This is a genomic window from Sphingomonas sp. BLCC-B65 (genome assembly GCF_028550675.1).
GTDB lineage: Bacteria > Actinomycetota > Actinomycetes > Actinomycetales > Microbacteriaceae > Microbacterium.
Window position 1 is genome coordinate 1,424,220 of the sequence record NZ_JAQQGL010000001.1, and the last position, 25,368, is coordinate 1,449,587.

Sequence of the window (25,368 nt, forward strand, 5' to 3'; positions counted from 1 at the left end):
TGTGTCTCAGAAAAGTTTCGAAATCAGGCCGCGGGTCAGATCTCGTCGATCGACGAGGACTCGAAGCGGCTGGAGATGTTGATGCCGAGCTCCTCCGCTGCGCGGAAGGCCTCGTCATCCGTGTCTCGGAGGTTGACGGGCGTGCCATCGGCCGAGAGCACCTCGACGTTCAGGCAGAGCGACTGCATCTCCTTCATGAGCACCTTGAACGACTCGGGGATGCCGGGCTCCTGGATGTTCTCGCCCTTGACGATGGCCTCGTAGACCTTCACGCGGCCGACGATGTCGTCGGACTTGATCGTCAGGAGCTCCTGGAGCGCGTACGCGGCACCGTAGGCCTCGAGGGCCCACACCTCCATCTCACCGAAGCGCTGGCCGCCGAACTGCGCCTTACCACCGAGCGGCTGCTGGGTGATCATCGAGTAGGGGCCGGTCGAACGCGCGTGGATCTTGTCGTCCACGAGGTGGTGCAGCTTCAGGATGTACATGTAGCCGACCGAGATGGGCGCCGGGAACGGCTCGCCGGAGCGACCGTCGAACAGCGTCGTCTTGCCCGAGCTGTCGATGAGACGCTCGCCGTCGCGGTTGGGCAGCGTCGAGTCGAGCAGACCTGCGATCTCCGCCTCGTGCGCACCGTCGAACACCGGAGTCGCGACCTTCGTGCCGGGAGCGGCCTCGCGGGCCTCCTCCGGCAGGTGCACGGCCCACTCCGGGGTGCCCTCGACCTTCCAGCCCTGCTTGGCGATCCACCCGAGGTGGGTCTCCAGCACCTGGCCGAAGTTCATTCGACCCGGGATGCCGAGCGGGTTGAGCACGACGTCGACCGGCGTGCCGTCCGCGAGGAACGGCATGTCCTCGACGGGGAGGATCTTCGCGATGACGCCCTTGTTGCCGTGGCGGCCGGCGAGCTTGTCACCCTCGGTGATCTTGCGCTTCTGGGCGATGTAGACCACGACGCGGCGGTTGACGCCCGAGCCGAGCTCGTCGTCGCCGTCCTCGGCGTTGAACTCCTTGACGGCGATGATCGTGCCCTGCTCGCCGTGGGGCACCTTCAGCGAGGTGTCACGGACTTCGCGGCTCTTCTCGTTGAAGATCGCGCGCAGCAGGCGCTCCTCGGCGCTCAGCTCGGTCTCACCCTTGGGCGTGACCTTGCCGACGAGGATGTCGCCGGGGCGCACCTCGGCGCCGATGCGGACGATGCCGCGCTCGTCGAGGTCCTTCAGCAGGTCGGGGCTGACGTTGGGGAGGTCGCGGGTGATCTCCTCCTTGCCGAGCTTCGTGTCGCGGGCATCCACCTCGTACTCCTCGATGTGGATCGAGGAGAGGGTGTCGTTCTTGACGAGGTCCTGGCTGAGGATGATGGCGTCCTCGAAGTTGTGGCCCTCCCACGTCATGAACGCGACGAGCAGGTTCTTTCCGATCGCCAGCTCGCCGTTCTCGGTGGCGGGGCCGTCGGCGATGACCTCGCCGACCTCGACCCGGTCGCCCGCCGAGACGATGACGCGCTGGTTGTAGGAGTTGCCCTGGTTGGAGCGGTCGAACTTGCGCAGGAAGTAGTCCTTCGTGCCGCCTTCGTCCAGCTGCACGGTGACGACGTCGGCGGAGACCTCCATGACGACACCGGCCTTGTCGGCGGTGATGACGTCACCGGCGTCGATGGCGGCGTAGCCCTCCATGCCGGTTCCGACGAACGGCGAGTCGCTGCGCAGCAGCGGCACGGCCTGACGCTGCATGTTCGCACCCATGAGGGCGCGGTTGGCGTCGTCGTGCTCGAGGAACGGGATGAGGGAGGTGCCGACCGACACCATCTGGCGCGGCGAGACGTCCATGTAGCCGATCTCGTCGGCGTGGAACAGGTCGACCTCGCCGCCCTGGCCGCGGCGGGCGAGCACGCGCTCGTTGGCGAACTTGCCGTCGGCGGTCAGCTCGACACCGGCCTGAGCGACGATGTAGTCGTTCTCCTCGGATGCCGTGAGGTAGTCGATCTCGTCGGTGACCTTGCCGTCGACCACGCGGCGGTACGGCGTCTCGATGAAGCCGAACGCGTTGATGCGGGCGAAGGAGGCGAGCGAGCCGATCAGACCGATGTTCGGGCCTTCCGGCGTCTCGATCGGGCACATGCGGCCGTAGTGCGACGGGTGGACGTCGCGGACCTCGACGCCCGCGCGCTCACGCGACAGACCGCCGGGGCCCAGGGCCGACAGGCGGCGCTTGTGGGTCAGGCCCGCGAGCGGGTTGTTCTGGTCCATGAACTGCGACAGCTGCGACGTGCCGAAGAACTCCTTGATCGCCGCCACGACGGGACGGACGTTGATCAGGGTCTGCGGCGTGATCGCCTCGATGTCCTGCGTGGTCATGCGCTCACGGACGACGCGCTCCATGCGCGACAGACCGGTGCGGACCTGGTTCTGGATGAGCTCGCCGACGGCGCGGATGCGGCGGTTGCCGAAGTTGTCGATGTCGTCGACGTCCAGGCGGATCTCCGCGGGCTGGCCTGCTCGCACGCCCGGGATGGTCGCGTCGCCGTTGTGCAGGGCGACCAGGTACTTGATCGTGGCCACGATGTCGTCGACGGTGAGCACCGAGTCGCTCAGCGGCTTGTCGAGGCCCAGCTTCTGGTTGATCTTGTACCGGCCGACCTTCGCGAGGTCGTAGCGCTTCGGGTTGAAGTAGAAGTTGTCCAGCAGCGCGCGGGCGGCCTCGGCGGCGACCTGCTCGCCCGGACGGAGCTTGCGGTAGATGTCGCGGAGCGCGTCCTCCTTGGTGAGGATCGTGTCCTTGCTCAGCGTGTCGGCGATCGACTCGTAGCCGGCGAACTCGGCGAGGATGTCCTCGCTGGACAGACCGAGCGCCTTCAGAAACACGGTGACGGACTGCTTGCGCTTGCGGTCGATGCGCACGCCGACCTGGTCGCGCTTGTCGATCTCGAACTCGAGCCAGGCGCCGCGGCTGGGGATGACGCGGGCCGAGACGATGTCCTTGTCGCTGGTCTTGTCGGGCGTCTTGTCGAAGTAGACACCAGGGCTGCGCACCAGCTGCGAGACGACGACGCGCTCGGTGCCGTTGATGATGAACGTGCCCTTGCCGGTCTGCAGGGGGAAGTCGCCCATGAAGACCGTCTGCGTCTTGATCTCACCCGTGAGGTGGTTCATGAACTCGGCCTCGACGTACAGCGGGGCGGCGTAGGTCTTGCCGCGCTCCTTGCACTCCTCGATCGAGTACTTCTCCGGCTCGAGGTAGGGGTTCGTGAAGCTCAGCTGCATCGTCTCGCCGAGGTCCTCGATGGGCGAGATCTCCTCGAAGATCTCCTCGAGGCCGCTGGTCTCGGGCACATCGGTGCGACCGGCGGCCTTCGCCTCTGCGACACGGGCCTTCCAGGCGTCGTTGCCGACGAGCCAGTCGAAGGACTCCGTCTGCAGCGCGAGAAGGTCGGGGACCGTCAGCGTGTCGGAGATCTTGGCGAACGACAGGCGCGAAGCGCCGCGGCCGTTCTTGGGGGTGGTGGTGGAATTGGTTGCGTTGCGCGCAGCAGCCAAGGGGATTACCTCCATGAGCCCGGGCAGGGGCTGGTTTCCTTGTCGTCAGGTGGAGTGCTCCGTTCCACTCCTGCGCGAGCGCCCCCATGATCCGGGGCACATTGTCAACGCAGGCACAAGCCGACCACCATATGAGGGCATGGGGGAAGGGAGCGCAACTACCCACTATAGTCCGCACGACGCGCCATGTCCAGTCGATTCTTGACGAGCTTCCCCGGCTGCGGTATAAACGCGCGGACGCGCTCTCAGGAAGGACCGGACGACGCCGCGCCGACGCGGCGGAAGCGCAGGCGCGTGCCCGGCCGCGCCTGACCGAGGAGATCGCGATCGGCATCCGTGACCACGGCGACGACCGGGTAGCCGCCGGTGACCGGGCCGTCCGGGCCGAGGATGACGGGATGTCCGTCCGGCGGCACCTGGATCGCACCGGGCAGCATGCCCTCGCTCGCCAGCTCCGAGACATCGGCGCGCTCCAGCGGCGGGCCCTCCAGGCGGATGCCCACCCGATCGGCCTGTGTGGACACCGTCCAGACCTCCGCGAACAACGGCTCCACCGTGGCGAACCGGTCGGCGCGCGGGCCCGGCGCCAGCGCGATGTCGAGTTCGGCGGCGGGCGGACTCCAGGGCCGCAGATCGACGGCGGGAACCGGCCCGGCGACGTCGCCTCCCACGCCGAGCACATCGCCCGCCGCGAGCGGCGCCGGGCCGAGCCCCGCGAGGGTGTCCGTCGCCCTCGAGCCGAGAAGTGAGCGCGCGGCCACGCCGCCGCGGACCGCGAGGTAGGCGCGCACACCGTGCGTGAAGGTGTCGATCTCCAGCTCCGCGCCCGCCGGCCAGGGGTGGGCGACGTAGGGGTCGAGCGGCCGGCCGTCGAGACGCATCGTGCCCCACGCACCCGCGAGGGCGAACCAGAGGTCCTCCGCGGATGCCGCGGCATCCCGCACCGCACGGAACCCGCCCATCGTGATCTCGACGCCGGCCGCGGTGGCCGCGGTGCCGACGAGCCGGTTGGCGACCCGCAGCGCCGCCCGGTCGGCCGCCCCGGACAGCGCGACGCCGTCGGCGAGCACGCCGCGCCGGCCCTGGTCCTGTACCGTCGCCGCAGGCCCCGGCGCGCGCACCACGATGCCGTCGCGGGCGCGCGACGACGGCGACACGGCGCGAGAGGCGGCACCGGCCGGGATGTCGACGGCGACCGGGCGCCCCGCCGCCGACGGCGCCGTCGGAACGAAGCGCACATGGTCGCCGGGCCGAAGGAGCGCGGGGGATGCGGCATCGGGGTCGAACAGCACCGCGGGTGTCGTGCCGATCAGCTGCCAACCGCCGGGCGTCGAGCGCGGATACGCCCCCGAGAAACGTCCCGCGAGCGCGACGGCGCCGGCCGGCACCCGTGGCCGCGGACGCGCCCTCCGCGGCACGTCGAAAGGCCAGTCGGCGCTCACGAGGTAGCCGAAACCGGGCGCGAACCCCGTGAAGGCGACCGTCCAGTCGGCCGCCGCGTGGCGCGCGGTCAGCTTCGCGACGCCGATGCCGAGCTCGGCGGCGAGCGCATGGAGGTCCTCGCCGTCGTAGACGACGGGGACCTCGACGGTGCGAGCCGGCGGGAGTGCGCCCTGCGCGACGGCCGTGCGGGCCGAGAGCACCCACGTCCGCGCCGACGCGAGCGGCATCACCGTCGGGTCGATGACGACGAGCACCGTCTGCGCCGCCGGCACGAGATCGACGATCCCGGGCCGCCGCGTCGCCACGAGTCGGGCGTGCAGCGCGAGAACCGCCTCGAGGTCGTCCACCTCCGCGAGCAGCGCGCGCTCGCCGAAGGGCCGCACCCGGATGCCGCCGCCGATCACCGCGTCGCCGTGCGTCACCATGGCGCGGCGACGTCGACACCCGCGGCATCCAGCGCCGCGCGCACGGCACGGGCCATGGCGACGGCGCCCGGTGAGTCGCCGTGGACGCACAGCGATGCCGCACCGGTGGCGACGAGGCTGCCGTCGACGGCTTCGACGACCCCGTCGCGCGCCAGTCGCAGCGCGCGTGCAGCCACCTCGTCGGGGTCGTGCAGGAGCGCCCCGGGGTCGCTCCGCGGCACGAGCCCACCGTCGGGCAGGTAGCCGCGATCGAGGAACGCCTCGCGCACGAACGGGACACCGGCCCGCGAGGCCTCGTCGGCGATGACGCCGTCCAGACCCAGGATCGGAAGGGCACGGCCGAGCGCCGCGGCCAGCGCCGCCACGGCATCCACCACCGCGCGGGCGTGCGCGGCGTCGGCGCGGACGGCGTGATAGAGCGCCCCGTGGGGCTTGACGTAGCGGATGTCGGCGCCGACGGCGGCGAGGGTGCCGAGCTGGTCGTCCAGGCTCCGGCGGAGATCGGCTGCGCTCATCGCGAGGGGCGTCCGTCCGAAGCCGGCGCGATCGGGGTAGGAAGGGTGCGCTCCGATCGCGACGCCGGTGCGGGCGGCGCGCTCGACCGCGGCGTGCATCGAGGCCATGTCGCCGGCGTGGCCCCCGCACGCGATCGACGCGCTCGAGATCAGCGCGAACATGGCGTCGTCGTCCGCCGTGGGCAGCCCGCCGACCGTCTCGCCGAGATCGGCGTTGATATCGATGACCGCCACGATCCGAGCGTACCGGCGGCCGGCCTCCGTCGGTGGGGTCGGCCGGTCACCCTGCGGTCACCTGACTGCGGCGTGCACAACTCCGCCTCACACGCGCCGATCGCGGCCCCCATACCCGGCAACGCCGATCCAGGCGGAGTTACGCACGCCACGAGCCGGGTGCGGGCGCGCGGGTACCGTGGGAGGCATGGCTCGCGCGCACGTGGAGGACGACGAACCGCAGGCGCGCCTGTCGGACGGCACGATCGCACGGGTCGTGCCGAGCCGCTACGCGGGCGGCTTCGAACTGGATGTCGACGGCACACCCCAGTCGCACGTCGATCTCGACGACCCGGCGCACCTGCACTTCGAGTACGTGGCGCGGATGGGCGCGGTCATCGACCGGCTCCGGATGCCGGGGCAGCCGCTCACCGCGATCCACCTCGGCGCGGGAGCGCTCACCCTTCCCCGGTACGTCGAGCACACGCGCCCCGGCTCGCGACAGCAGGTGATCGAGCTCGAACAGCCACTCGTGGACCTCGTGCGCTCCCAGCTGCCGCTGCCGCGCGGCGCGCAGGTGCGCGTGCGCATCGGCGACGCCCGCGAGGTCGCCGGTCGCCTTCCCGCGGGGCTGCAGGGCGCCGCCGACCTCGTGGTCTCCGACGTGTTCGCCGGGGCACAGACTCCCGCCCACCTCACCACCGTCGAGTACTTCCGCATCCTCGCCGGGCTCCTCGCTCCCGACGGCGTGCTCCTCGTCAACGTCGCCGACGGGGCGGGACTCGCCTTCGCCCGCCGCGAGGTGGCCACGGTCCGGGAGGTGCTGCCCGAGGTCATCGTGCTCGCGGAGGTGCAGACACTGAAGGGGCGCCGCTTCGGCAACCTCGTCATCGCGGCATCCCCCTCTCCCCTGCCGGTCGCGTGGCTGCCGCGACTCATGGCCGCGGGCCCGTACCCGGCGAAGGTCGCACAGGGCGCAGAGCTCGACGAGTTCGTGCGCGGCGCCCGCGTGGCGACGGATGCCGACGCGACGGCCTCGCCGAAGCCCGCGGCATCCGTGTTCGAACGCTGAGAATCGGCACCGGCGGCGTGTACAGGCCGTCCCTCCGACGGCCGCGGGTCACACTGGAGGGGTGCGCCTCACCCGGGCGCGTTCGCACGACGAAGGGGGCCTGCCCGTGAGCTACATCAAGGGATACGACCCGCAGACGCTGCGCGAGATCGTGGACCCGCGCGAATGCCAGGAGCGCCTCGACGAGCTGGGCGACCAGCGCAGCCTTCCGGCTCTGCTCGAGCGGGTGTGGCTGCTGAAGGTGCTCGGCCGGTGGGACGAGTCCCTCGTCGTGTCGGAGCAATCGGTGCGGGTGGCGCGGATGGGCGGAACCCGCAAGGATCTCCTGCGCGCACGCATCCTGCACGCGAGCGTGCTGCAGGTGCGGGGAGCCTACGCCGCGGCCCATCAGGAGCTCACCACGTGCGCCGAAGAGGCCGAAGGCCAGGGCTGGGCCGCCCTGGCGGCGTTCGCTTTCCAGCATCGCGGCAAGGTGAGCTACGACGCCGAGGAGTTCGCCGACGCCCGCGCCGACTTCAAGCGCGCGCTGTTCCTGCGCCAGCAGGCGGGTGCCCCCGAGGAGCAGCTCGAATCGACGCTGCTGGCGATCGAAGCCGCCGACCGTCGTCGCAGCACGGCCGTCGCGAGCTGAGTGTCGGACATCCCTTCTAGCGTGTGCGCATGACCGATCTGGACGTCGTCCGGCGCGAGGCCGAGGCTCTCATCCGCACGCATCTCGACGCGTCGTGGACGTTCGCGTTCGACAACGCGAAGCGGCGCGCGGGGGCCTGCGACTACACGCGCCAGCGCATCACCGTCTCGCGGTATCTCGCCGCCCGCTACGACGACGAGACCAACCGGCAGACGCTGTTGCACGAGGTCGCGCACGCGCTCGCCGGTCCGCGAGCCGGGCACGGCAGCGCGTGGAAGCGCACGGCGCGCCTGCTGGGCTACACCGGCGGCACGACCCACCACGGCGAGACGGCCACCGAGCTGGCGCCCTGGGTCGGCGTCTGCCCCCGCGGCCACATCGCCTATCGCCATCGCCGCGCCACCCGGCCGACCTCGTGCGCGCGCTGCTCGGCGTCCTTCGACGACCGCTACCTCTTCGTCTGGACGAGACGCGAGATCTCGCCGGCCACACGTCGGGCGGCGATGACGCCGCGGGAGACCGTGGGCGCGTCGCTCTGAGCCCGGCTCGTGCGTGCAGCGAGAACCCTCAGGCGTACGGCACGAAGACGCCGTCGCGCAGCACCGGCGCCGACGACACGGTATCGACCTGGGCGGCGGCGAGCACGTCGTCGCGAAGGCCCCGGTCGATGAGCTCCTGCCCCGAACCGCTGGCGGTGAGCAGGTGCCGCAGCGCGGGACGAAGGCCTCGGAACGCTTCGCCGGCGGCCGCGGCTTCGGGAGAGGTGTGGTCGATGCCGAGCGCTCCGAGGGCGTCGACGATCGCGCCGGCGCCGAGAAAGTCTTCCACCGCGACGCGGAGAGCGGCGCCGGGCTCACGGGATGAGAGCTCGCCGGCGGCGATGACGAGAATGCTCGTCCTCGCGGCGCGGCGCTGCTGCTCGGCCATGACGGCGGCGGCCACCGCACGTGCGCTGACGAGCGCCCCCAGAAACACCACCGCTGCGCTGTCGGCGGCACGGGCTGCGACGGCCGCGCCGTTCAGCGACACGGCGTGGGCGTCGGCATCCAGGGCGACGGGGTCGCCCGCCGCGATACGCCGCGCGACCGTACTCGAGAATCGGAGCACGTCGACGACGACCACGATGTCGGATGCCGCAGCGCGCTCGAGCCCCGACACTCCCCATTCCATGCGCACCTGATAGCGGGACTGATCGAACGGGGAGGACATGTCTCCAGGCTACGGGCAGGCGGATGCGAGACTGGGCACATGCGGATCATGCTGAAGCTCGTCCTCGACTGCGATGCGGATGCCGCGTGGCGAGCGCTGCACTCGCCGCGGGCGGTGGCCGATCTGTACGGCCCCTTCGTGCAGCTGGTGCCGATGGCGGCAGAGGGGCTGCCGTCGCGGTTGGAGGCGGGCGCCGACGTTCCCGTTCGCATGAGCGTCGCCGGGCAGATCACGCTCGGACAGCAGCTGATCCACGTGAGTGAGCGTCACGTGGACGATGCGAACGGTCCCGTCCGCATCTTCCGCGACAGCGGCATCCCGCTCACCGGCCCTCTCGCGGCCCTCGATGTCTGGGACCACCAGATGGCCGTCTCCCCCGCACCGGGCGATCCGTCGCGAACCCTTTGGCGCGACCGACTCGTCATCGGCGGTGCGGCGGCGGCCGCGCTCTGGCCCGTGCTGTGGGCGACGTGGCAGTGGCGCGGCGCGCGGCTGAAGGCGCTGGCGCCGACCTGGGCGTACGACCCCGACACCGTGCAGAACGTCCCCGTCGACGCGTCGACGCGCTGACCGCCACCCTTCGGAAAAGCCGGCCGCCACGGTCGAAGCCATGACCGCGGCGGCCGGTGTCCGGGCGCTCCCGATGCGCCCGGAGACTCATTCGGCGAGGGCCTCCACGGCGCTCACCCGTGTCGCCAGCCGCGTCGGTACGACCGTCGCGACGGCAGTCAGCAGTGCCGTCGCCGCCACGACGATGAGCACCGGCATCCACGGCACGGCGGGAGCCACGATCGTCGGCGACGAGAACGACGGTGGCAGCGCGACCGATCCGAGCAGCGACTGCGCCGCCACCCAGCCGTAGGCGACGCCGAGCACCAGACCGAACGCGAGTGCCGTGACCGTCACGTGCACGGCCTCCAGCAGTACCACGGTGCGCACCTGCGCCGACGACAACCCCAGCGCACGCAGCAGACCGAGCTCGCGTCGGCGCTGGACGACGCCGATCGTCAGAAGATTGACGAGCCCGACGGCGGCGATCACCGCGGATACCGCCACGAGACCCATCATGATCGCCGCGAAGGTGTCGAGCACGCGGCTCAGCTCAGCAGGCGGAACGCCGTCGGCGGCCGCGGTCAGCAGGGACTTCACCGACGCGCTCGCGACCGCGAACATCACGACGAGCGTCACCCCCATCACGACGCCGATGGCCATCCGGCTGGCGCGCTCGGGGTAGCGCAGCGCATTCTCGGCCGCCAAGCGCGCGGGCGCGGACCGCCCGAAGGCACGGCCGCTGAGACGCAGCAGCGGCGGCATGACGAGCACGGCGCCCAGCGCGAGAGCGGTGAAGGACAGCACGCCCCCGAAGAAGGCGACGATGACGCCCAGCGGCGATGCGGTCCCGACGACCACGCCGGTGGCGAGCAGGGCTGCGCCGAAGGCCCCGAGGGCGGCCGCGACCGCCGTACGCCCGCGCGAACGGGTCTCGTCGCGCGTGCGCGGTGTGGCTCCCCCGAGCGCCTGCAGCGGCGTCACGGCCAGCACGCGGCGCGACCCGCTCCAGGCGCCGGCCCAGGTGGTGATCGCCACGACGGCGGCGGGGACCAGCAGCACCGGCTGCAGCACGGCGTAGCCGACGGTGACGTGCAGCACGGCATCGGCGGCGCGGACGAGAACCGCAGCGACGGCGGCTCCCAGGACGAGTCCCGTGGTGGCTCCGATGACGCCGACGCCCCAGCCCTGACGGCCGACCGCGCGGCGCTGCGCCCGCGCTGACGCACCGATCAGCCGCATCAGGGCGATCTGACGGGTGCGACCGGCGACGATGGTCGCGAAGGTGTTGGCCGTCACGATCGCAGCGACGTACACGGCGACGCCGACCAGCAGGACGCTCAGGATGCCGAGGACGATCGCGACCGTCTCACTGTCGCCCAGGTACGGGTCGCTGCGCGCCCAGGTCGCGATGTAGCCGGTGGCGGTCAGCAGCAGCACACCGAACGCGGAGGAGATGGCGGCGACGAGAATGCTCGCCCCCATGCCGCGCTCGCGCAGCCACCCGCCTCTGGCCGCGTCACGTCGGGAGGAGATCGTCGGCGGCGCGGCGCGATCGGCGACCAGGGCGCTCACGCCCTCACCTCCGCGGCCAGCATGAACGCCGCGACCTGCTCAGCGGTCTGAGCGGGCTTGTCGGCGACGACACGGCCGTCACCGAGGAACAGCACGCGATCGGCATGCGCGGCGGCCACGGGGTCGTGCGTCACCATCGCGATGGACTGTCCGTGATCCCGGCTGGCGGCGGCGAGAAGGGAGAGCACCTCACGGCTCGAGCGCGAGTCGAGGTTGCCGGTCGGTTCGTCGGCGAAGACGAGGTCGGGCGCCGTCGCGAGGGCGCGGGCGATGGCGACGCGCTGCTGTTGGCCGCCGGACAGCTCGTGCGGCCGGTGCTGCAGGCGTGCCCGCAGCCCCAGGGTGTCGATGAGGGCATCGATGCGAGCCCGTTCCAGCGCCGTCGGGCGCCGTCCGTCGAGGTCGAAGGGCAGCATGATGTTGCCGATCGCGTCGAGGGTCGGCACGAGGTTGAACGCCTGGAAGACGAAGCCGATCCGACGCCGGCGAAGAATCGTCAGCTCGAGGTCGGACAGACCCGTGATCTCGGTGTCGCCGATCCACGCCCGACCGCTGGTGGCGCTGTCCAGCCCGGCCATGATGTGCATGAGCGTCGACTTGCCCGAGCCCGAGGGGCCCATGATGGCGGTGAACTCTCCGCGGCGGATGCCGACGGTGACGCCGTCGAGGGCGCGCACCGCGCTCTCCCCGCCGCCGTAGGTCTTGGTGAGGCTCTGCACGCGAGCGGCGAGCCCGAGTTCGGTCGTGGTGATCTGCATGATCTCGACGCTACGGAAGGCGTCTGCAGCCCCGCGTCGGCCTCGCGTCGCGGAGACGTACATCGCAAGGATGATGCGGCGACGACGCGCTCTCAGGCCAAGCCGTGCTCGAACGCGAAGACGACCAGCTGCACGCGGTCACGGAGTCCGAGCTTTCCCAGCACGCGGCTGATGTGTGTCTTCACCGTGGCCTCGGACAGGAACTCGCGCTGGGCGATCTCGGCGTTGGAGAGGCCGCGGGCGGCGAGGGCGAAGATCTCCCGCTCCCGGTCGGTGAGCTCGGCGAACGCCGGCGGTGCGGCACGCAGAGGGGCCGAGAACTGGGCGAACAGCTCACGCGTGGCCGCGGCAGCGATGACCGCCGAGCCCGACTGCACCGTGCGGATGGCCGCGAGGAGGAACTCCGGATCGGCGTCCTTCAGGAGAAAGCCGCTCGCCCCCTGACGAATGGCTCGCGCGGCCGCCTCGTCGAGATCGAAGGTCGTGAGCATGACGATCCGCGGGGGTGCGCTCGCCAGCGTCGTATCGGACAGCAGCTCCGCGGTCGCAGCGAGGCCGTCCATCACCGGCATCCGGATGTCCATGAGCACGACGTCGGGGCGCGTCTGTCGGACGACCCGCACGCCTTCCGCCCCGTCTCCGGCTTCACCGACGACGGTCAGGTCCGGCTGCGAATCGATGACCATGCGGATGCCGGCGCGAAAGAGGGCCTGGTCGTCGACGAGGACGACACGGATCGGCGCGCTCACCGCGCCGCCTCCGGGACGTGCGAACCCGGCAGCGTCGGCCCGGGCACGCGGGATCCCGGCGTCATCGCTTCGGCGGCGATCGGCAGCGAGGCACTCACCACGAAGTCCCGCCCGCGGGGAGCCGCCTCGAGGTTCCCGCCGACGAGTTGTGCACGCTCACGCATGCCGATGAGCCCGTGCCCGCGCGCCTCGCCGTCTGCGCGGTCGCCGTGCGCGCCGGCAAGCGGCGACGGCGGATCGATGGGATTGCTCACGGTCAGCTCCACTCGTCCAGGGTGCCACGCCAGCCGCACGCTCACCTCGGAGCGTGCGCCGTGGCGCAGCGCATTGGTGAGCGCCTCCTGCAGGATGCGGAAGACGGCGAGCTGAACGGCCGAGGGCACCTCGGCGGCCGGCATCGGGTCGACATCGACGCGCAGTGCGACCCCCGCCGCGCGCACCTGCGCGTAGAGCTGTTCCAGGTCGGCGAGCGTCGGCTGTGGTCCTTCGGCCTGCGTGTGCCGCAGCTGCGTCAGCAGCATCCGGACGTCGGACAGTGCGGCGCGGGCCGTGGCCGAGATGGTGCCGAGCGTCGCTGCGGCGACGGCCGGGTCGGATGCCGCCGCGTAGCGCGCGCCGTCGGCCTGAGCGATCACGACCGCGAGCGAGTGGGCGACGACGTCGTGCATGTCGCGGGCGATGCGGGTGCGCTCGGCCTCGGCGACCGCCGTCGCCTCGGCGAGTTCTTGCGCGCGGCGGTTCTCGCGCGCACGCAGCGTGGTGCGCACCAGCGCGCCGGTCGTCCACGACAGCAGCAGAGCGAACGCGGCGGAGGCGAAGGTGGCGACGCTGGCGAACACGTACGTGCCGATGCCGTTCGGCGTGCCCGCTCCGAGCAGGAGCGGCACCACGACGATGTACGCGGCGATCGCGAACGCACCGACCAGGGATGAGGCGAGCCCGAACCAGAACGTGCGTCGGGCGCCGTATGCCGCGGTGGTGTAGAGCACACCGAAGATCACGACGTTCGCCGGCAGGGGCGGCAGGCCGCTGGCCATCTGCATGATCGCGGCCACCCAGCAGACCGCGAGCGCCAGCTCCGGCGCGAGGCGGCGGATCGCGCCGGCGGCCGAGAAGACCACGGTGAGAACCAGCGCGACGGCGAGCGCCACGCGCGGCGGCAGCACGCCCGAGCTCACCGAGTCCCAGGGGACGAGGGTGGCCAGCACGGCGAACATCGCGAAGACGCCGGCGGCGACGATGTCGACCGTCAGCTGCGTGCGGGTGAGCGTGCGGAACACGCTTCGACGCTACGCGACGGCGCGTGTCGCGGCATCCATCGCGGGATGTATTGCAGTCGGCGGCGCCCGGCGGCGCTAGGACGCGCCGAGCGGGACGATGGGCCGGTGCTCGTAGAACGTCTGGAGGACGACGGTGGTGCGAGTGCGGACGGAGGCCGCGAGGCGGATGTCGCGCACGAGCTCTTCGAGTGCGCGCGGCGAGGCGACGCGGGCGAAGAGCATGTAGCTGGCGTCGCCGGCGATCGAGTGGCAGGCCTCGATGGCGTCGAGGTGCTCGAGCAGCTCGGGCGCGTTGTCGGGCTGGGCGGGATCGAGCGGGGTGATCTCGATGAACGCGGCCAGGGGGCGTCCGGCCGCATCGGCATCGACGAGGGCGCGGTAGCCGGTGATGACCTCGCGGGACTCGAGGCGCTTGAGCCGCGCCTGCACCGCCGAGACCGACAATCCGACGGCGGCGGACAGGTCAGCCAGGGTCATCCGCCCGTCACGGGAGACCTCGGCAACGATTCGACGGTCGACATCATCTTCCACACATGGAAGAATATCCGATGCGAGCCACTCAGGCCGTAAATATTCCTGCCAAACGATCGGAGGTGCCCACCATGTCCCTTCTCACTCCCGCGAAGTCCGTCATCGGAGAGCCCGAGGTCGTCGAAGACGACCGACCGATCACCCAGATCGTCGAAGACGACCGGCCGATCACCCAGCAGCCGGCCTGGCTGGCCCTGAAGGACGCCGTCTCACGACTGCAGCCGCTGCAAGCACCCGACGGCGCGGTGCCCGACCCCGCTCACCGTGATCATGCGACGTCGCTGGTCGCCGTCGTTGCGAAGGCGATCGAGACTCTCGCGCCCCTGTTCCCGCACGACGCCGATTATCTGTCGGCGTGCGTGATCGACCTGCACCGCTGGGCGGACTCCGGTTTCGGCGCACCCGACTTCCTCGACTCCTTGGTCGCCTTCCAGCCGCAGCGCGATCGGGTCGATGGCCTGCGCCATCTCGTCGTCTTTCCGATGTACACGCAGAACGGCTCCCGCGACCGCCACCTGGAGGCGGTGCTCTGCGAGGTGATCTGGCCGGGGTTCATCGCCGAGCTCGAACAGACCTACACCAACGGCCTGTTCGTCTCCCTCCGCCTGCTGGACTTCACGTCCGGCTACGACACGAACTCGGCGGTGCTGTTCCCGGAGACGGTCGCCATGCGCGAGATCCCGGCGTTCACCTGGGGCGCGATCTTCCAGGACCGTGAAGCGGCGCGTTTCCGACGCGTGGTCGCCGCGGCATCCGAGATCACGAAGCTCGATGTGCCGGAGGGCGTCACGCGCCTGCTCGCCGACCAGCGCTTGACCGAGCAGACCTTCGTGATGTGGGACCTGATCCACGACCGCAGCCATATGCGCGGGGATCTGCCGTTCGACCCGTTCATGATCAAGCAGCGCATGCCGTACTTCTTGTACACGCTGGAGGAACTGCGATGCGATCTGACGGCGTACCGGGAGTGCGTCGGCATCGCCGCGCGGCTGAGCGCGCGCGTCGATGAGGGCGACGAACTGACGGATGCCGAGCGGGAGATGCTCGATCACGCGCGACTCGTCCCGTACGCGGTGCTCTTCGACCGGATCTTCCGATTCGCCATCACCGGGTCGCGGGTGCGCAACTACGACGGTCTCGGCGGGCAGCTGCTCTTCGCCTGGCTGCACCAGCGCGGCGTGCTGCACTGGACCGACACCGCTCTCGCCCTTGACTGGGACGAGGTGCCGGCGGCGGTCATCGCCCTCAGCGATGCGATCGACCGGCTGTACTGGGAGTCAATCGACCGACCGAAGGTCGCGCACTGGCTCGCCGCCTACGAGCTCGTGAGCAGCGTCGTGACCCCTCACCCGGCGTCGCTCTGGGCGCGCGGTCTGCCCGACGACGTGCTGGCCGGAGCCCCGAAGGGCTACACCGACGCCGTGCTGGACGACGAGTTCCCGCTGTCGATGTTCTTCGAGGCGCTCGACAAGAAGATGCAGAGCGTCATCTCCTCGACCACGGGCATCACGGGCCGCGATGGGTGACGGCGTGCGCGGGCGCTCGGTCATGATCGCGGGTGCGACGAGCGCGAGCGGGCACGCCGCCGCACGCGCGCTCGTGGCAGCGGGGGCGAACGTCATCGCGGTGGGGCGACGGGCGGACGCTCTGATCCCCCTCCGAGAACTGGGCGCCCGAACCGTCGTGTGCGACCTCGCCGACGAAGCGGAGGTCGCGCGCTTCGCGGCGACGCTCGCGGCGGACGGCGTGCGCCTCGATGGACTGCTGCACCTCGTCGGCGGCTGGCGCGGCGGTGGAGGGCTGCGCGGCCAGACCGAGGCCGATTACCGAGATCTCGAGAGCGGACTGAGCGCCCTGCGGCACGTCACGAGAGCATGGTGGGACGATCTGCGTGCCTCCGCCGCTGCACGCACGGCGATCGTGTCGTCCACGGCGGTCGCGCGTCCCCTGGCCGGCGGCGCGAACTACGCGGCCGTCAAAGCGGCCGAGGAGACGTGGGCGCGGGCGATGGCGCAGGGGTTCGCCAAGGACGCGCGCGATCGCTCGATGCCGCAGAGCGCGGCATCCGTCATCTTCCGCGTCCGCGCGCTCGAGGGTCTCGAGGACGAGCTGGCCCGTGCGTTCGTCGGTCTGTGGGACCTCGACGCCGCCACCGTCAACGACACGATCGTCGCTCTCGGCGCGTCGAACTAGATTGGATGTCCGTGACGACTCTCCACGACACCGCCGTGCGCGGCTTCGCCAGCGACAACTACTCGGGCGTCCACCCCGAGATCCTCCAGGCCATCGCCGCCGCCAATCACGGACACCAGATCGCGTACGGCGAGGACGCGTACACGGCCCGACTGCAGGAGGTGTTCCGTCACCACTTCGGTGCGGGCGTCGAGGCGTTCCCCGTCTTCAACGGAACGGGCGCGAACGTCGTCGGGCTGCAGTCGATGCTCCCGCGCTGGGGTGCGGTGATCGCGGCATCCACCGCGCACATCAACGTCGACGAAGGCGGTGCTCCGGAGCGCGTGGCGGGGATCAAGATCCTGAACGTCCCCACCGACGACGGCAAGCTCACCCCCGAGCTCGTCGATCGCGAGGCCTGGGGGTGGGGTGACGAGCACCGCGCGCAGCCGCTCGTCGTCTCAATCACACAGTCGTCCGAACTCGGAACCCTCTACAACCCCGACGAGATCGCAGCCCTCGCCGACCACGCGCACGCGCGCGGTATGCGCCTGCACCTCGACGGCGCCCGGATCTCCAACGCGGCTGCGGCGCTCGACCTGCCGCTGCGGGCCTTCACGACCGATGTCGGCGTCGACGTGCTGAGCTTCGGTGGGACGAAGAACGGCGCGCTCGGCGGGGAGGCCGTCGTTGTCCTGAACCCGGATGCCGCGGAAGGACTTCTGTTCCTGCGCAAGCTCAACATGCAGCTGGCGTCGAAGATGCGCTTCATCTCCGCGCAGCTGGTGGCACTGCTCGAGGGAGACCTGTACCTGCGCAATGCCCGCCACGCCAACGCGATGGCCCAGCGGCTTCGTGCCGGCGTCGAGGCGGGCATCGCCGACGGGTCGATCACGGGGGTGTCGTTCAGCCAGCCGACGCAGGCCAACGGCGTGTTCGCGGTGCTGCCGGACGGTGTCGCCGACACCCTCCGTGAGAGCTTCCGCTTCTACGACTGGGACGCGGCGAAGAACGAAGTCCGCTGGATGTGCTCCTTCGACACGTCCGAGGACGACGTCGACGCGTTCATCGCGGAGCTCGCCCGCCTCACCTGAGACCCGCGCTCTTGCCGCCGGTCAGGCGCCCGCGAGCCATTCGCGGTAGGCGTCGAACGAGGAGGGCCGCCCCAGGAAAGCCTCGACGAGCGCGGTCGCGTCCCGGCTGCCGCCGGGCTCGAGGATCTCACGACGGTAGCGGGTCGCCGCCTCGGCATCCATGAGGTCGCCGCCGAAGCCCGAGAGCAGGTCGCGCGCGATCACGAGGCTCCACTGGTACGTGTAGTAGCAGGCGCCGTACCCCGTGAGATGCCCGAATCCGGCGTACGAGTGCAGCCCGCGCAGCGGCTGCACGGGGCTCGTCGAGGCGTACCAGTGCTCGGTGGCCGCCTGCAGGTCGGCCGGACGGTCGACGTGCAGGTGGTAGGAGACGTTGGCGTGACCGAGCTGACGGCGCACCTCCAGTGCCCGGCCGAACCCGTCGGCGACGCGCATCTTGGCGACGAGGTCGGCCGGGATCGGCTCGCCGTCGGCGTTCGCCGTGAAGGATGCGAGGACCTCGGCATCCCACGCCCACTCCTCCAACAGCTGACTCGGTGCCTCGACGAAGTCCCACTCCGTGGCGACCCCCGAGAAGCGCACGAAGCGCTGGGCGCCGCCGAGGATGTCGTGCACGAGGTGACCGAACTCGTGGAAGAACGTGACGACCTCGTCGTGGGTCATCAGCCCGCGCGCGAAGTTGCACAGCAGCACCGCCTCGGGCAGCACGCGTCCCGTCACGCCGGGCGCGAGGGGGAAGCACGCGGCGTGGTTGTACTTGCCGTCGCGCGGATGCAGGTCGAGGTGGATGCGTCCGAGCCGCTCGCCGCGGCGGATCACGTCGTAGGAGCGCACGTCGTCATGCCAGGCGGAAATCTCGACGGGAACGTACTCGACGTCCAGCAGTCGCGCGGTCGTGTCGAGCACGCCCGGCAGCACGCGGTCGAACGAGAAATACGAGCGCACCAGCTGGGCGTCGACGTCGTGACGCTCACGGCGCAGCGTGCTGAGAAGGTAGAAGAAGTCGGCGATGGTGACCTCGGTGGCCGACGGGTCATCCTGTCGCAGCCGTTCGAGCAGCACGGGGTACTCACCCGCGGCGGCGGCGGCCGACGCATCGTCGAGACGCGCGAGGAACTCCGCGATCGCCGCGCTGCCGCCGTCGGGGCGTCCGGCGCCGATCATGCGGGTCTCGGTTTCGTAGTCGGCCCAGTCTCGGTAGCCGAGCAGCTGCGCCCGCTCGGCGCGGACCGCCAGCAGTTCGGCGAGCACCGCGTCGTTCGCCGGCCACGCGAGGTCGTTGTAGGCCGCGACGAGCGCCGCGCGGGTCGCACGGTCGGTCGCGTACTCCCGCACCGGCATGAGGTCGGTGTACTCGGTGGTGAGCACGATCAGTCCGTCGTCGTCCACGGGATGCGCGTCGATGAAGTCCTGCGGCAGACCCGCCAGCGCCTCGGGCGCGACACGGACCTCCCGCCGCCCGTCGCGGATGTTGCGCGAGAACTCGAGGCTCAGCTCCGTGTCGCGGTCGGTGAGCACGCGCACGCGATCGCGGTCGTCCGGAGGAAGGGCGACGCCCCCGCGGAGGAAGTCGCGGCGCACCTCGGCGAGCAGGCGCACCTGGTCGGCGTCGAGATCCTCATCGGTCAGCGCCTCGAACGCAGCGAAGAGCTTCGCGTCGAGAAGCCGGGATGCCGAGAGCGCCTCGAGCGCCTGCACCTGGGCTTCCGCGACGCGGCGCACCTCGGCATCCGGGTGCGCCTCACTCAGAAGATAGGCCTCGCACGTGGCCTGACGCAGCGCCAGGTCGGCGTCGCTCCACAGATCCAGGCGCGTCGCGGCATCCATCTCGTCCGCCGCGCCGACGAGGCGGGCGTCGACATCGGCGACGAGGGCGACAGCGGCGGCGGGGCGTCCGGACGCGAATGCCGCCCAACCGTCGGCGTCGGTCGGGAAGACGAGGGGCTCGATCGAGGTCATGCTCCGAGCCTACGTCGGACCCGCGACGTCACCGATCGGCGATCACTGCGGCGCGTGATCGTCGTCGATCTCCTCGGCACCGGGTACCGACGCGGCCTCGGCGCCGTCGGCCGCCGCCACCTCGGTGCGCAGCAGCTCCTTGACCTCGGACATGAAGCTCGTCAACTGCTGCTGCTGCCAGCGCAGCGCCCGCGCGCGGTCTTCGGCGTCGCGCAGCACGCTCTGCGAATGCCCGGTGACGGTGTCGATGATCTTCTGCGCCTTGACGCTCGCGCGATCCAGGATCTCGCGCGACCGCAGCCGGGCGTCGGCCTCGTGCTGCTGAGCCTGAGCGCGCATGAGCTTGTCGAAGTCGTCGGCCTTCGCCGTGATGCGCTGCGCGTGCTCCAGCGATGCGGCGACCTGGTCGTTGGCGTCCTGCGTGATGCGCTCGGCGTGCGCGACGGCCTGGTTGTGCAGCATCAGGAACTCCTGCTGGGCATCGTCCTGCCGGCGGCTCAGGGCCTCCTCGAACTCGAGTGCGCGCAGGCGCTGCTCGCGCACCGCGTCCTCCGCCTCCGCGCGGAGCTGCTCCGTCTCGCGCGAGACGAGAGCACGCAGGGCCGCGGCGCCCTTCTCGGCTTCGGTGCGGATGGCGGCGGCCTCCTGTTCCGCCTGGGCGACCTTTTCGGCGGCGTGCGCCGCTTCGCGCTCGAGCTGGGCGGTGTGCGCCGTCAGCTCGGTATCGATCGTCAGTCTCGCCTGTGCGGCATCCGTCGCCGCCTGGGCGCGCACCGTCTCGATATCGGCGTGAGCCGCTGCGCGCTGCGCGGCGATCTCCTCGCGGGCGGCCTGGAGAAGACGCTCCGCCTGCACGCTCGCGTTCTTGATGATGACGGATGCCTGGTCCTCCGCGACCCGCAGCACGTCCTCGAACCGCTCGCGTTCGTGGGAGGACTCCGCGGCGGAGCTCACGAACTCCGCCGAGAGGGTCTGCACCTTGTCCTCTGCGTTGTCGGCACGCGCGGACTGCACCGCGAGGTCGCTCTCCAGCTGCGCGACGCGCGCCTGGAGCCGCGCGAGCTCGTCGGTGCGCTCGTGCTCCTGCTGCTGCGCGGTCTCGAGCTGACGGGTGAGCGCGTCGGCGTCGGCGCGGCGGGCGTCGGCGTCGGCCATCAACGCCACGAGCGCGGCATCCACGGCGGCGCGGTCGTAGCCGCGGAAGACGGTGGGAAACGACGCCGCGTCCCCGTCGGATCGGGACTCGTGCGACCCCGACATGAGGTCGTCGAAGGCGGACTGGTCGGATTCGTGGCGGTCGGTCATGGCAACACTCCGAAGCGGCGCCCGCCCCGGCGGGCGCGGCGGCATGTCACCGACTCGGGCGTGCCGGCACGCGAATGATATCGGAGAAGCCGATCGTCACGGTGTCGTCGTCAGCGACGTCCGAGGAGAAGATCGGTGAGGGTGGGCCGGAAGTGCCGGGCGACGTAGGTCACGGCTTCGTCGACGCCGAACGCGCGGGTCGAGTTGCCGACCCGCACCCACAACTCGGTGCCGCCGCCCTGGGCGACGAAGACGGGCTCGGGCGCTCGCGGGCAGCGTACGGCGCAGACCGTGGCGCCGTCGACCTCGGCGAAACGGATACGAGGCATGGCGGCGGCGTTCTTTCCGAGACTCGCCGTCAGCATGTCGCGCAGCCAGAGCTCGAACCGGTCGGCGTCGGGGGTGCGGAGGGTCGCGAAGTCGCGATCGAGACCATGCACGCGGCCGTCGTCGTCGACGCCGATGAGCAGTGTTCCCCCGGAACTGTTGAGGAAGGCGGCGACGGTCTTCGCGACCACCTGCTCCATCCGCGCGTCCTTCTTGTCGTCACGGACGTTCCAGCGCGCGGTCTCCTTGAACTCGACACGGTCGCTCTCGCCCTTCTCCAGGAGCGCGGCGACGTCGATGGCCCCGTCGCGGCGCAGCAGCGCCGCCACGCCGGCGACGAGGAACGACAGCCCGAGGCTGCTGCCGACCGCCAGCAGCAGTGCGGTCGGCATCCACAGCCTCAGCCCGACGAAGAACCACCCCGCCAGGAAGAGCCCCAGGCTCACTCCCAGCAGCGACACGATCGTCATGACCGACAGCGGCAGGGAGAGCCGGGCACCGAACAGGCGACGCAGCACCCAGGCGATCACGAACGACAGCAGCAGCGCCAGCGGCAGCGCGCCGGCGACCTCGACGAGCATCTCACTGCGGGGCACGGTGATCACCTGGGTTCGAGAGTCGGTTCGGCGGCGGGGCGGTCAGCGCAGCGCGCCGACGCTGGCGAGAGCCAGACGGATGAGCGTCGAGCGCCCGCCCTCCATCTCGGCGGCCAGGGCGTCGGACGACGCCTCCTCGGGGGTCATCCACGTGACCTCCAGGGCATCCTGGCGCGGCTCGCACGTCCCGGTGACCGGGATGACGAACGCCAGCGACACCGCATGCTGACGGTCGTCGTGGAAGGCGCTGACCCCGGGCAGGGGGAAGTACTCGGCCACCGTGAACGGCACCGGTTGCGGCGGGAGCTGCGGGAACGCCATCGGACCGAGGTCGTTCTCGAGATGACGGAAGAGGGCGTCGCGCACCGTCTCGCCATAGCGCACCCGCCCCGACACGATCGACCGGGTGATCTCCCCCAGCGGCGTCGCCCTCAGCAGCACGCCGACCTGCGTCACCGCACCCACGCCGTCCGTGCGCACCGGCACCGCCTCGACGTAGAGGATCGGCAGCCGTCGACGGGCCTCGGCGAGCTCGACGTCGCTCAACCAGCCGGGGTTTCCGGCGCTTTCCGGAGCCGGCGAGCCGAACGTGCCGTCGCCGAGGGGGTGCCCGGGACGACCGCCCCCTGCCCCGAAGCCGCGCAGCGGGTCGCGAGGGGTCCCGTCGTCGTCGCGTTCGTTCGGATCGGGGTCGGGGGTGCGAACGGCCATGCCTCCATGTATACCCGCACCGCCGCCCATGGCGCGTCCGCGGCGTCGGCCGGGCGACGACGCGAGCGTCGACACATCCTGCGAGGATGGGGTGATGAGCGCGATCGCGATCGACGACGGGGCCGTCCTCTGGTCCGAAGGCCCCGAGGCGCGCAGCGGCAGACCCGTGCTGCTGCTCCTGCACGGCTACGGCTCGGACGAGCGCGACCTGTTCGGGCTCGCTCCGTTCCTGCCCGACGCGTTCGTGCTGGCCGCCGTCCGCGCGCCGTTGGCTCCGCCGTTTCCCGCCCCCGGCTGGTCGTGGTACCCGATCGAGGGACTCGACGGACGCTCGAGCACCGCAGTGACGGACGCCGCCGACGCCCTGATCGCGTGGCTCGATCGGACGACGGATGCCGAGACGATCGGCATCCTCGGTTTCTCCCAGGGCGCCGCGGTCGCTCTGCAGGCCCTGCGCCTGCGCCCCGAACGGTTCGCGTTCGTCGTGAACCTCGCCGGCTATGCGGACCCGACCCCCCTTCCGGGCGACGGGACGCTCGCCGAACGCCGCCCGCCGGTCTTCTGGGGACGGGGCGCCCGCGACGAGGTCATTCCGCCGGCCGCGGTGGCCCACACGGTGCAGTGGCTGCCGGAGCACGCGACCTTGAGCGGTCGCGTCTATGCCGGGCTGACCCACAGCGTGTCGCAGGAGGAGCTCGACGACGTCCGCGTCTTCCTCGAGAAGCAGCTCGCCGCCGCCGAGGGCTGAGCCGGCTGTGGCCTTCGGAGGGCGGGTGCGTTAGGCTGTCGGCGTTCCTGTCCCGACCGTGAGGAAGACCGTTGAAGGGTTTCGACGCCGCGCTGTGATTGCGCGCTGAGCCGTCGATCCCTCCGTCCCTCTTCGGAACCCGGGTTCTTCGACGCGTCGGCGCATCCTTATCCGCGCCGGCCGTCGACCCCCTCCCGCCGTCCCGGGAACGGTGTCGTGCGCGCCCGCGCTCCGACACTGTTCCCGTCACCGACAGGAGGCACCCATGCCCCACGCTTCTCCCGCGGTCGTGCTCGACCGCGTCACCTTCACCTGGCCGGACGGCACCGTCGCTCTCGACAGCGTCTCCGGAGCCTTCTCCGATGTGCGCACCGGACTCATCGGACGCAACGGCGCCGGCAAGTCCACGCTGCTCGGCCTCATCGCGGGCACCCGCGTCCCGGCATCCGGCACCGTCTTTCGCAGCGGCACCGTCGATGTGATGCCCCAGCGAGTCCCCGAAGACACCCGCGTCGCCGCTCTGCTGGGCGTCGACACGTCCCTGGATGCCGTGCGCGCCATCGCCTCCGGCGACGTCGACCAGCGTCACTTCGATGCCGTCGGCGACGACTGGGACGTGGAAGCGCGGGCCCAGGCCGCGCTCGCCGAAGCGGGCCTGCCCGCCGACGCGCTCGACAGACGCGTCCACGCCCTCTCCGGCGGCGAAGCCGTGCTCGCGGCGCTGGTCGGAGTGCGGCTACGCGGTGCGCCCATCGCGCTGCTGGACGAGCCCACCAACAATCTCGACCGCGATGCGCGGGCGCGGGTACACGAGCTCGTACGGAGCTGGCGGGGCACGCTCATCGTCGTGAGCCACGACACGGCACTGCTCGAGCAGATGGACGAGACGACCGAGCTCTACGGCAGTGCGCTGACGACGTTCGGCGGTCCGTACTCCGCGTGGCGCGCAGCCCATGAGGAGGAACAGGCCGCCGCACGGCAGGCCGAGTCCGCCGCTCGCCAACAGGTACGACGCGAGAAGCGCGACCGCATCCACCAGGACCAGGTGCTGGCCACCCGGACGGCGGTGGGCAACAAGGCGTACGCAGAGAAGCGCGTGCCGAAGATCATCATGGGAGCCCGCAAGCGCTCGGCACAGGTGTCCGCCGGGCGGCTTCGCATCGAGGCGCGCGACAAGGAGATGGAGGCGAGAGCCGTGCTCGACGCCGCCGAACGTCGCGTGCGCGACGACGAGTCGGTGCACATCGACCTCCCCGACCCCGGCGTCGCCGCGGGCCGGCGGATCGCGACGATCGGTGACGGCGAGCGGTCGTGGGTCATCCAGGGCCCGGAGCGGGTCGCGCTGATCGGTCCGAACGGAGCAGGCAAGACGACCCTCCTCGAACGGCTCGTCTCGAGTGGCTCGGTGTCGTCGGAGCCCGACGACGTGCACAACTCCGCCTCAAATGCTGCCGGCGGCGGTGTCGGCGGCCCGGAGGGCCCGCCCAGGCGGAGTCCTGCACACGCGACCGCCCACACCGACCGCGTCGGATACCTGTCGCAGCGGATCGACCGACTGGATGAGGAGGCGACGCCGCTGGAGAACCTGCGCCGCGCCGCACCCGGCGTCGGCGACGTCGAGCTGCGCAACCGTCTCGCACGGTTCCTGCTCCGCGGGGCCACGGTGCTGCGCCCGGTGTCGGCGCTGTCGGGCGGTGAGCGCTTCCGCCTCGCGCTGGCATGCCTCGTGATGGCCGAGCCGGCACCGCAGCTGCTGGTGCTCGACGAGCCGACGAACAACCTCGATCTCGACACGGTCGACCAGCTCGTCGCCGCGCTGTCGGCGTTCCGCGGCGCCGTCGTCGTGGTCAGCCACGACGACGGCTTCCTCGGGAGGATCGATCCCGACCTCGTGCTCGAGCTGCGAGATGGGGTGCTGACCGAGGTCGCGTCCGGCTGATCCGGCCCTCGGGGCGGCGGGCGCGCTCCGC

22 protein-coding genes are annotated in these 25,368 nt (G+C 71.2%); 9 read left to right on the forward strand and 13 right to left on the reverse strand.

Features of this window, described 5'->3' with window-relative positions:
- Positions 1-35 precede the first annotated feature (35 nt).
- The 3 genes from rpoB to PP359_RS06885 all read right to left on the reverse strand — a co-directional run bounded on the left by rpoB (position 36) and on the right by PP359_RS06885 (position 6,153).
- The gene (gene rpoB, locus PP359_RS06875) at positions 36-3,536 is read right to left on the reverse strand and encodes a DNA-directed RNA polymerase subunit beta (protein WP_039413142.1); all 3,501 of its coding nucleotides are present in this window, start codon (positions 3,534-3,536) and stop codon (positions 36-38) included.
- 245 nt (positions 3,537-3,781) lie between these two features.
- Entirely contained in the window at positions 3,782-5,404 is a 1,623-nt protein-coding gene (locus tag PP359_RS06880) for a 5-oxoprolinase subunit B/C family protein (RefSeq protein ID WP_499250167.1), read from the reverse strand.
- Positions 5,398-6,153 (reverse strand): 5-oxoprolinase subunit PxpA, encoded by a 756-nt coding sequence (locus PP359_RS06885; RefSeq protein ID WP_499250168.1) that lies wholly within the window; start codon positions 6,151-6,153, stop codon positions 5,398-5,400. The genes PP359_RS06880 and PP359_RS06885 overlap by 7 nt, the downstream gene beginning before the upstream one ends.
- Before the next feature lie 187 nt (positions 6,154-6,340).
- Here PP359_RS06885 and PP359_RS06890 point away from each other — a divergent pair, with 187 nt between their 5' ends.
- The 3 genes from PP359_RS06890 (at position 6,341) to PP359_RS06900 (ending at position 8,374) form a co-directional block, all read left to right on the forward strand.
- Positions 6,341-7,204 carry a spermidine synthase gene (locus tag PP359_RS06890; protein ID WP_499250169.1) on the forward strand — a complete coding sequence of 288 codons (864 nt, stop codon included), beginning with the start codon at positions 6,341-6,343 and terminating at the stop codon, positions 7,202-7,204.
- A gap of 106 nt (positions 7,205-7,310) precedes the next feature.
- The gene (locus PP359_RS06895) at positions 7,311-7,835 is read left to right on the forward strand and encodes a tetratricopeptide repeat protein (RefSeq protein WP_036316723.1); all 525 of its coding nucleotides are present in this window, start codon (positions 7,311-7,313) and stop codon (positions 7,833-7,835) included.
- Positions 7,836-7,864: 29 nt separating this feature from the next.
- A complete protein-coding gene (locus tag PP359_RS06900) occupies positions 7,865-8,374 on the forward strand; it encodes a SprT-like domain-containing protein (protein WP_499250170.1) in 510 nt (169 codons plus the stop codon).
- Positions 8,375-8,402: 28 nt separating this feature from the next.
- Here the strand turns inward: PP359_RS06900 and PP359_RS06905 are convergent, their stop codons facing one another.
- A complete protein-coding gene (locus PP359_RS06905; RefSeq protein WP_499250171.1) occupies positions 8,403-9,044 on the reverse strand; it encodes a 2-phosphosulfolactate phosphatase in 642 nt (213 codons plus the stop codon).
- A 39-nt stretch (positions 9,045-9,083) separates the two neighbouring features.
- Here PP359_RS06905 and PP359_RS06910 point away from each other — a divergent pair, with 39 nt between their 5' ends.
- Complete coding sequence (locus PP359_RS06910) at positions 9,084-9,614, forward strand: hypothetical protein (protein ID WP_499250172.1); 531 nt, start codon at positions 9,084-9,086, stop codon at positions 9,612-9,614.
- An 87-nt stretch (positions 9,615-9,701) separates the two neighbouring features.
- On the opposite strand, the gene PP359_RS06915 is transcribed toward PP359_RS06910, so the two are convergent.
- From PP359_RS06915 to PP359_RS06935, 5 genes are all read right to left on the reverse strand, one after another.
- The gene (locus PP359_RS06915; RefSeq protein ID WP_499250173.1) at positions 9,702-11,168 is read right to left on the reverse strand and encodes an FtsX-like permease family protein; all 1,467 of its coding nucleotides are present in this window, start codon (positions 11,166-11,168) and stop codon (positions 9,702-9,704) included.
- Entirely contained in the window at positions 11,165-11,926 is a 762-nt protein-coding gene (locus PP359_RS06920) for an ABC transporter ATP-binding protein (RefSeq protein WP_036316731.1), read from the reverse strand. Before PP359_RS06920 ends, PP359_RS06915 begins: the two co-directional genes overlap by 4 nt.
- Positions 11,927-12,018: 92 nt before the next feature.
- Entirely contained in the window at positions 12,019-12,675 is a 657-nt protein-coding gene (locus tag PP359_RS06925) for a response regulator (RefSeq protein ID WP_036316733.1), read from the reverse strand.
- Positions 12,672-13,955, reverse strand: coding sequence for a sensor histidine kinase (locus tag PP359_RS06930; RefSeq protein WP_499250174.1), 1,284 nt, complete (start codon positions 13,953-13,955; stop codon positions 12,672-12,674). Before PP359_RS06930 ends, PP359_RS06925 begins: the two co-directional genes overlap by 4 nt.
- A 75-nt stretch (positions 13,956-14,030) precedes the next feature.
- Positions 14,031-14,486 carry an Lrp/AsnC family transcriptional regulator gene (locus tag PP359_RS06935; protein WP_081767941.1) on the reverse strand — a complete coding sequence of 152 codons (456 nt, stop codon included), beginning with the start codon at positions 14,484-14,486 and terminating at the stop codon, positions 14,031-14,033.
- 71 nt (positions 14,487-14,557) lie between these two features.
- On the opposite strand from PP359_RS06935, the gene PP359_RS06940 reads away from it, so the two are divergent.
- From PP359_RS06940 to PP359_RS06950, 3 genes are read left to right on the forward strand one after another with little or no spacing between them, the layout of a single operon-like run.
- Complete coding sequence (locus PP359_RS06940; protein WP_499250175.1) at positions 14,558-16,012, forward strand: DUF6421 family protein; 1,455 nt, start codon at positions 14,558-14,560, stop codon at positions 16,010-16,012.
- Between the two features lie 4 nt (positions 16,013-16,016).
- Positions 16,017-16,679, forward strand: coding sequence for an SDR family NAD(P)-dependent oxidoreductase (locus tag PP359_RS06945; RefSeq protein ID WP_499250176.1), 663 nt, complete (start codon positions 16,017-16,019; stop codon positions 16,677-16,679).
- Between the two features lie 11 nt (positions 16,680-16,690).
- Positions 16,691-17,752: a threonine aldolase family protein gene (locus tag PP359_RS06950; protein WP_499250177.1), complete on the forward strand. Its 1,062-nt coding sequence runs from the start codon at positions 16,691-16,693 to the stop codon at positions 17,750-17,752.
- A 21-nt stretch (positions 17,753-17,773) separates the two neighbouring features.
- On the opposite strand, the gene PP359_RS06955 is transcribed toward PP359_RS06950, so the two are convergent.
- From PP359_RS06955 to PP359_RS06970, 4 genes are all read right to left on the reverse strand, one after another.
- Positions 17,774-19,711, reverse strand: a complete 1,938-nt coding sequence (locus tag PP359_RS06955; RefSeq protein ID WP_499250178.1) for a M3 family metallopeptidase — start codon at positions 19,709-19,711, stop codon at positions 17,774-17,776.
- A 42-nt stretch (positions 19,712-19,753) separates the two neighbouring features.
- Positions 19,754-21,016: a hypothetical protein gene (locus PP359_RS06960; protein ID WP_499250179.1), complete on the reverse strand. Its 1,263-nt coding sequence runs from the start codon at positions 21,014-21,016 to the stop codon at positions 19,754-19,756.
- Between the two features lie 110 nt (positions 21,017-21,126).
- Positions 21,127-21,948, reverse strand: coding sequence for an AlbA family DNA-binding domain-containing protein (locus tag PP359_RS06965; protein WP_378793835.1), 822 nt, complete (start codon positions 21,946-21,948; stop codon positions 21,127-21,129).
- Between the two features lie 33 nt (positions 21,949-21,981).
- Positions 21,982-22,650, reverse strand: coding sequence for an NUDIX hydrolase family protein (locus tag PP359_RS06970; RefSeq protein WP_378793833.1), 669 nt, complete (start codon positions 22,648-22,650; stop codon positions 21,982-21,984).
- A gap of 94 nt (positions 22,651-22,744) precedes the next feature.
- Here PP359_RS06970 and PP359_RS06975 point away from each other — a divergent pair, with 94 nt between their 5' ends.
- Positions 22,745-23,398: an alpha/beta hydrolase gene (locus tag PP359_RS06975; protein WP_039416722.1), complete on the forward strand. Its 654-nt coding sequence runs from the start codon at positions 22,745-22,747 to the stop codon at positions 23,396-23,398.
- Between the two features lie 265 nt (positions 23,399-23,663).
- Positions 23,664-25,337, forward strand: a complete 1,674-nt coding sequence (locus PP359_RS06980; protein ID WP_499250180.1) for an ABC-F family ATP-binding cassette domain-containing protein — start codon at positions 23,664-23,666, stop codon at positions 25,335-25,337.
- The last annotated feature ends 31 nt before the right edge of the window (positions 25,338-25,368 follow it).

Excerpts from the sequence above, each read along its gene's own strand:
- PP359_RS06960 (WP_499250179.1), bottom strand. The coding sequence starts at position 21,016 with ATGACCGACCGCCACGAATCCGACCAGTCCGCCTTCGACGACCTCATG.
- PP359_RS06910 (WP_499250172.1), top strand. The coding sequence starts at position 9,084 with ATGCGGATCATGCTGAAGCTCGTCCTCGACTGCGATGCGGATGCCGCG.
- PP359_RS06900 (WP_499250170.1), top strand. The coding sequence starts at position 7,865 with ATGACCGATCTGGACGTCGTCCGGCGCGAGGCCGAGGCTCTCATCCGC.
- PP359_RS06975 (WP_039416722.1), top strand. The coding sequence starts at position 22,745 with ATGAGCGCGATCGCGATCGACGACGGGGCCGTCCTCTGGTCCGAAGGC.
- PP359_RS06880 (WP_499250167.1), bottom strand. The coding sequence starts at position 5,404 with ATGGTGACGCACGGCGACGCGGTGATCGGCGGCGGCATCCGGGTGCGG.
- PP359_RS06890 (WP_499250169.1), top strand. The coding sequence starts at position 6,341 with ATGGCTCGCGCGCACGTGGAGGACGACGAACCGCAGGCGCGCCTGTCG.
- PP359_RS06970 (WP_378793833.1), bottom strand. The coding sequence starts at position 22,650 with ATGGCCGTTCGCACCCCCGACCCCGATCCGAACGAACGCGACGACGAC.
- PP359_RS06980 (WP_499250180.1), top strand. The coding sequence starts at position 23,664 with ATGCCCCACGCTTCTCCCGCGGTCGTGCTCGACCGCGTCACCTTCACC.
- PP359_RS06940 (WP_499250175.1), top strand. The coding sequence starts at position 14,558 with ATGTCCCTTCTCACTCCCGCGAAGTCCGTCATCGGAGAGCCCGAGGTC.
- PP359_RS06905 (WP_499250171.1), bottom strand. The coding sequence starts at position 9,044 with ATGTCCTCCCCGTTCGATCAGTCCCGCTATCAGGTGCGCATGGAATGG.
- PP359_RS06955 (WP_499250178.1), bottom strand. The coding sequence starts at position 19,711 with ATGACCTCGATCGAGCCCCTCGTCTTCCCGACCGACGCCGACGGTTGG.
- PP359_RS06920 (WP_036316731.1), bottom strand. The coding sequence starts at position 11,926 with ATGCAGATCACCACGACCGAACTCGGGCTCGCCGCTCGCGTGCAGAGC.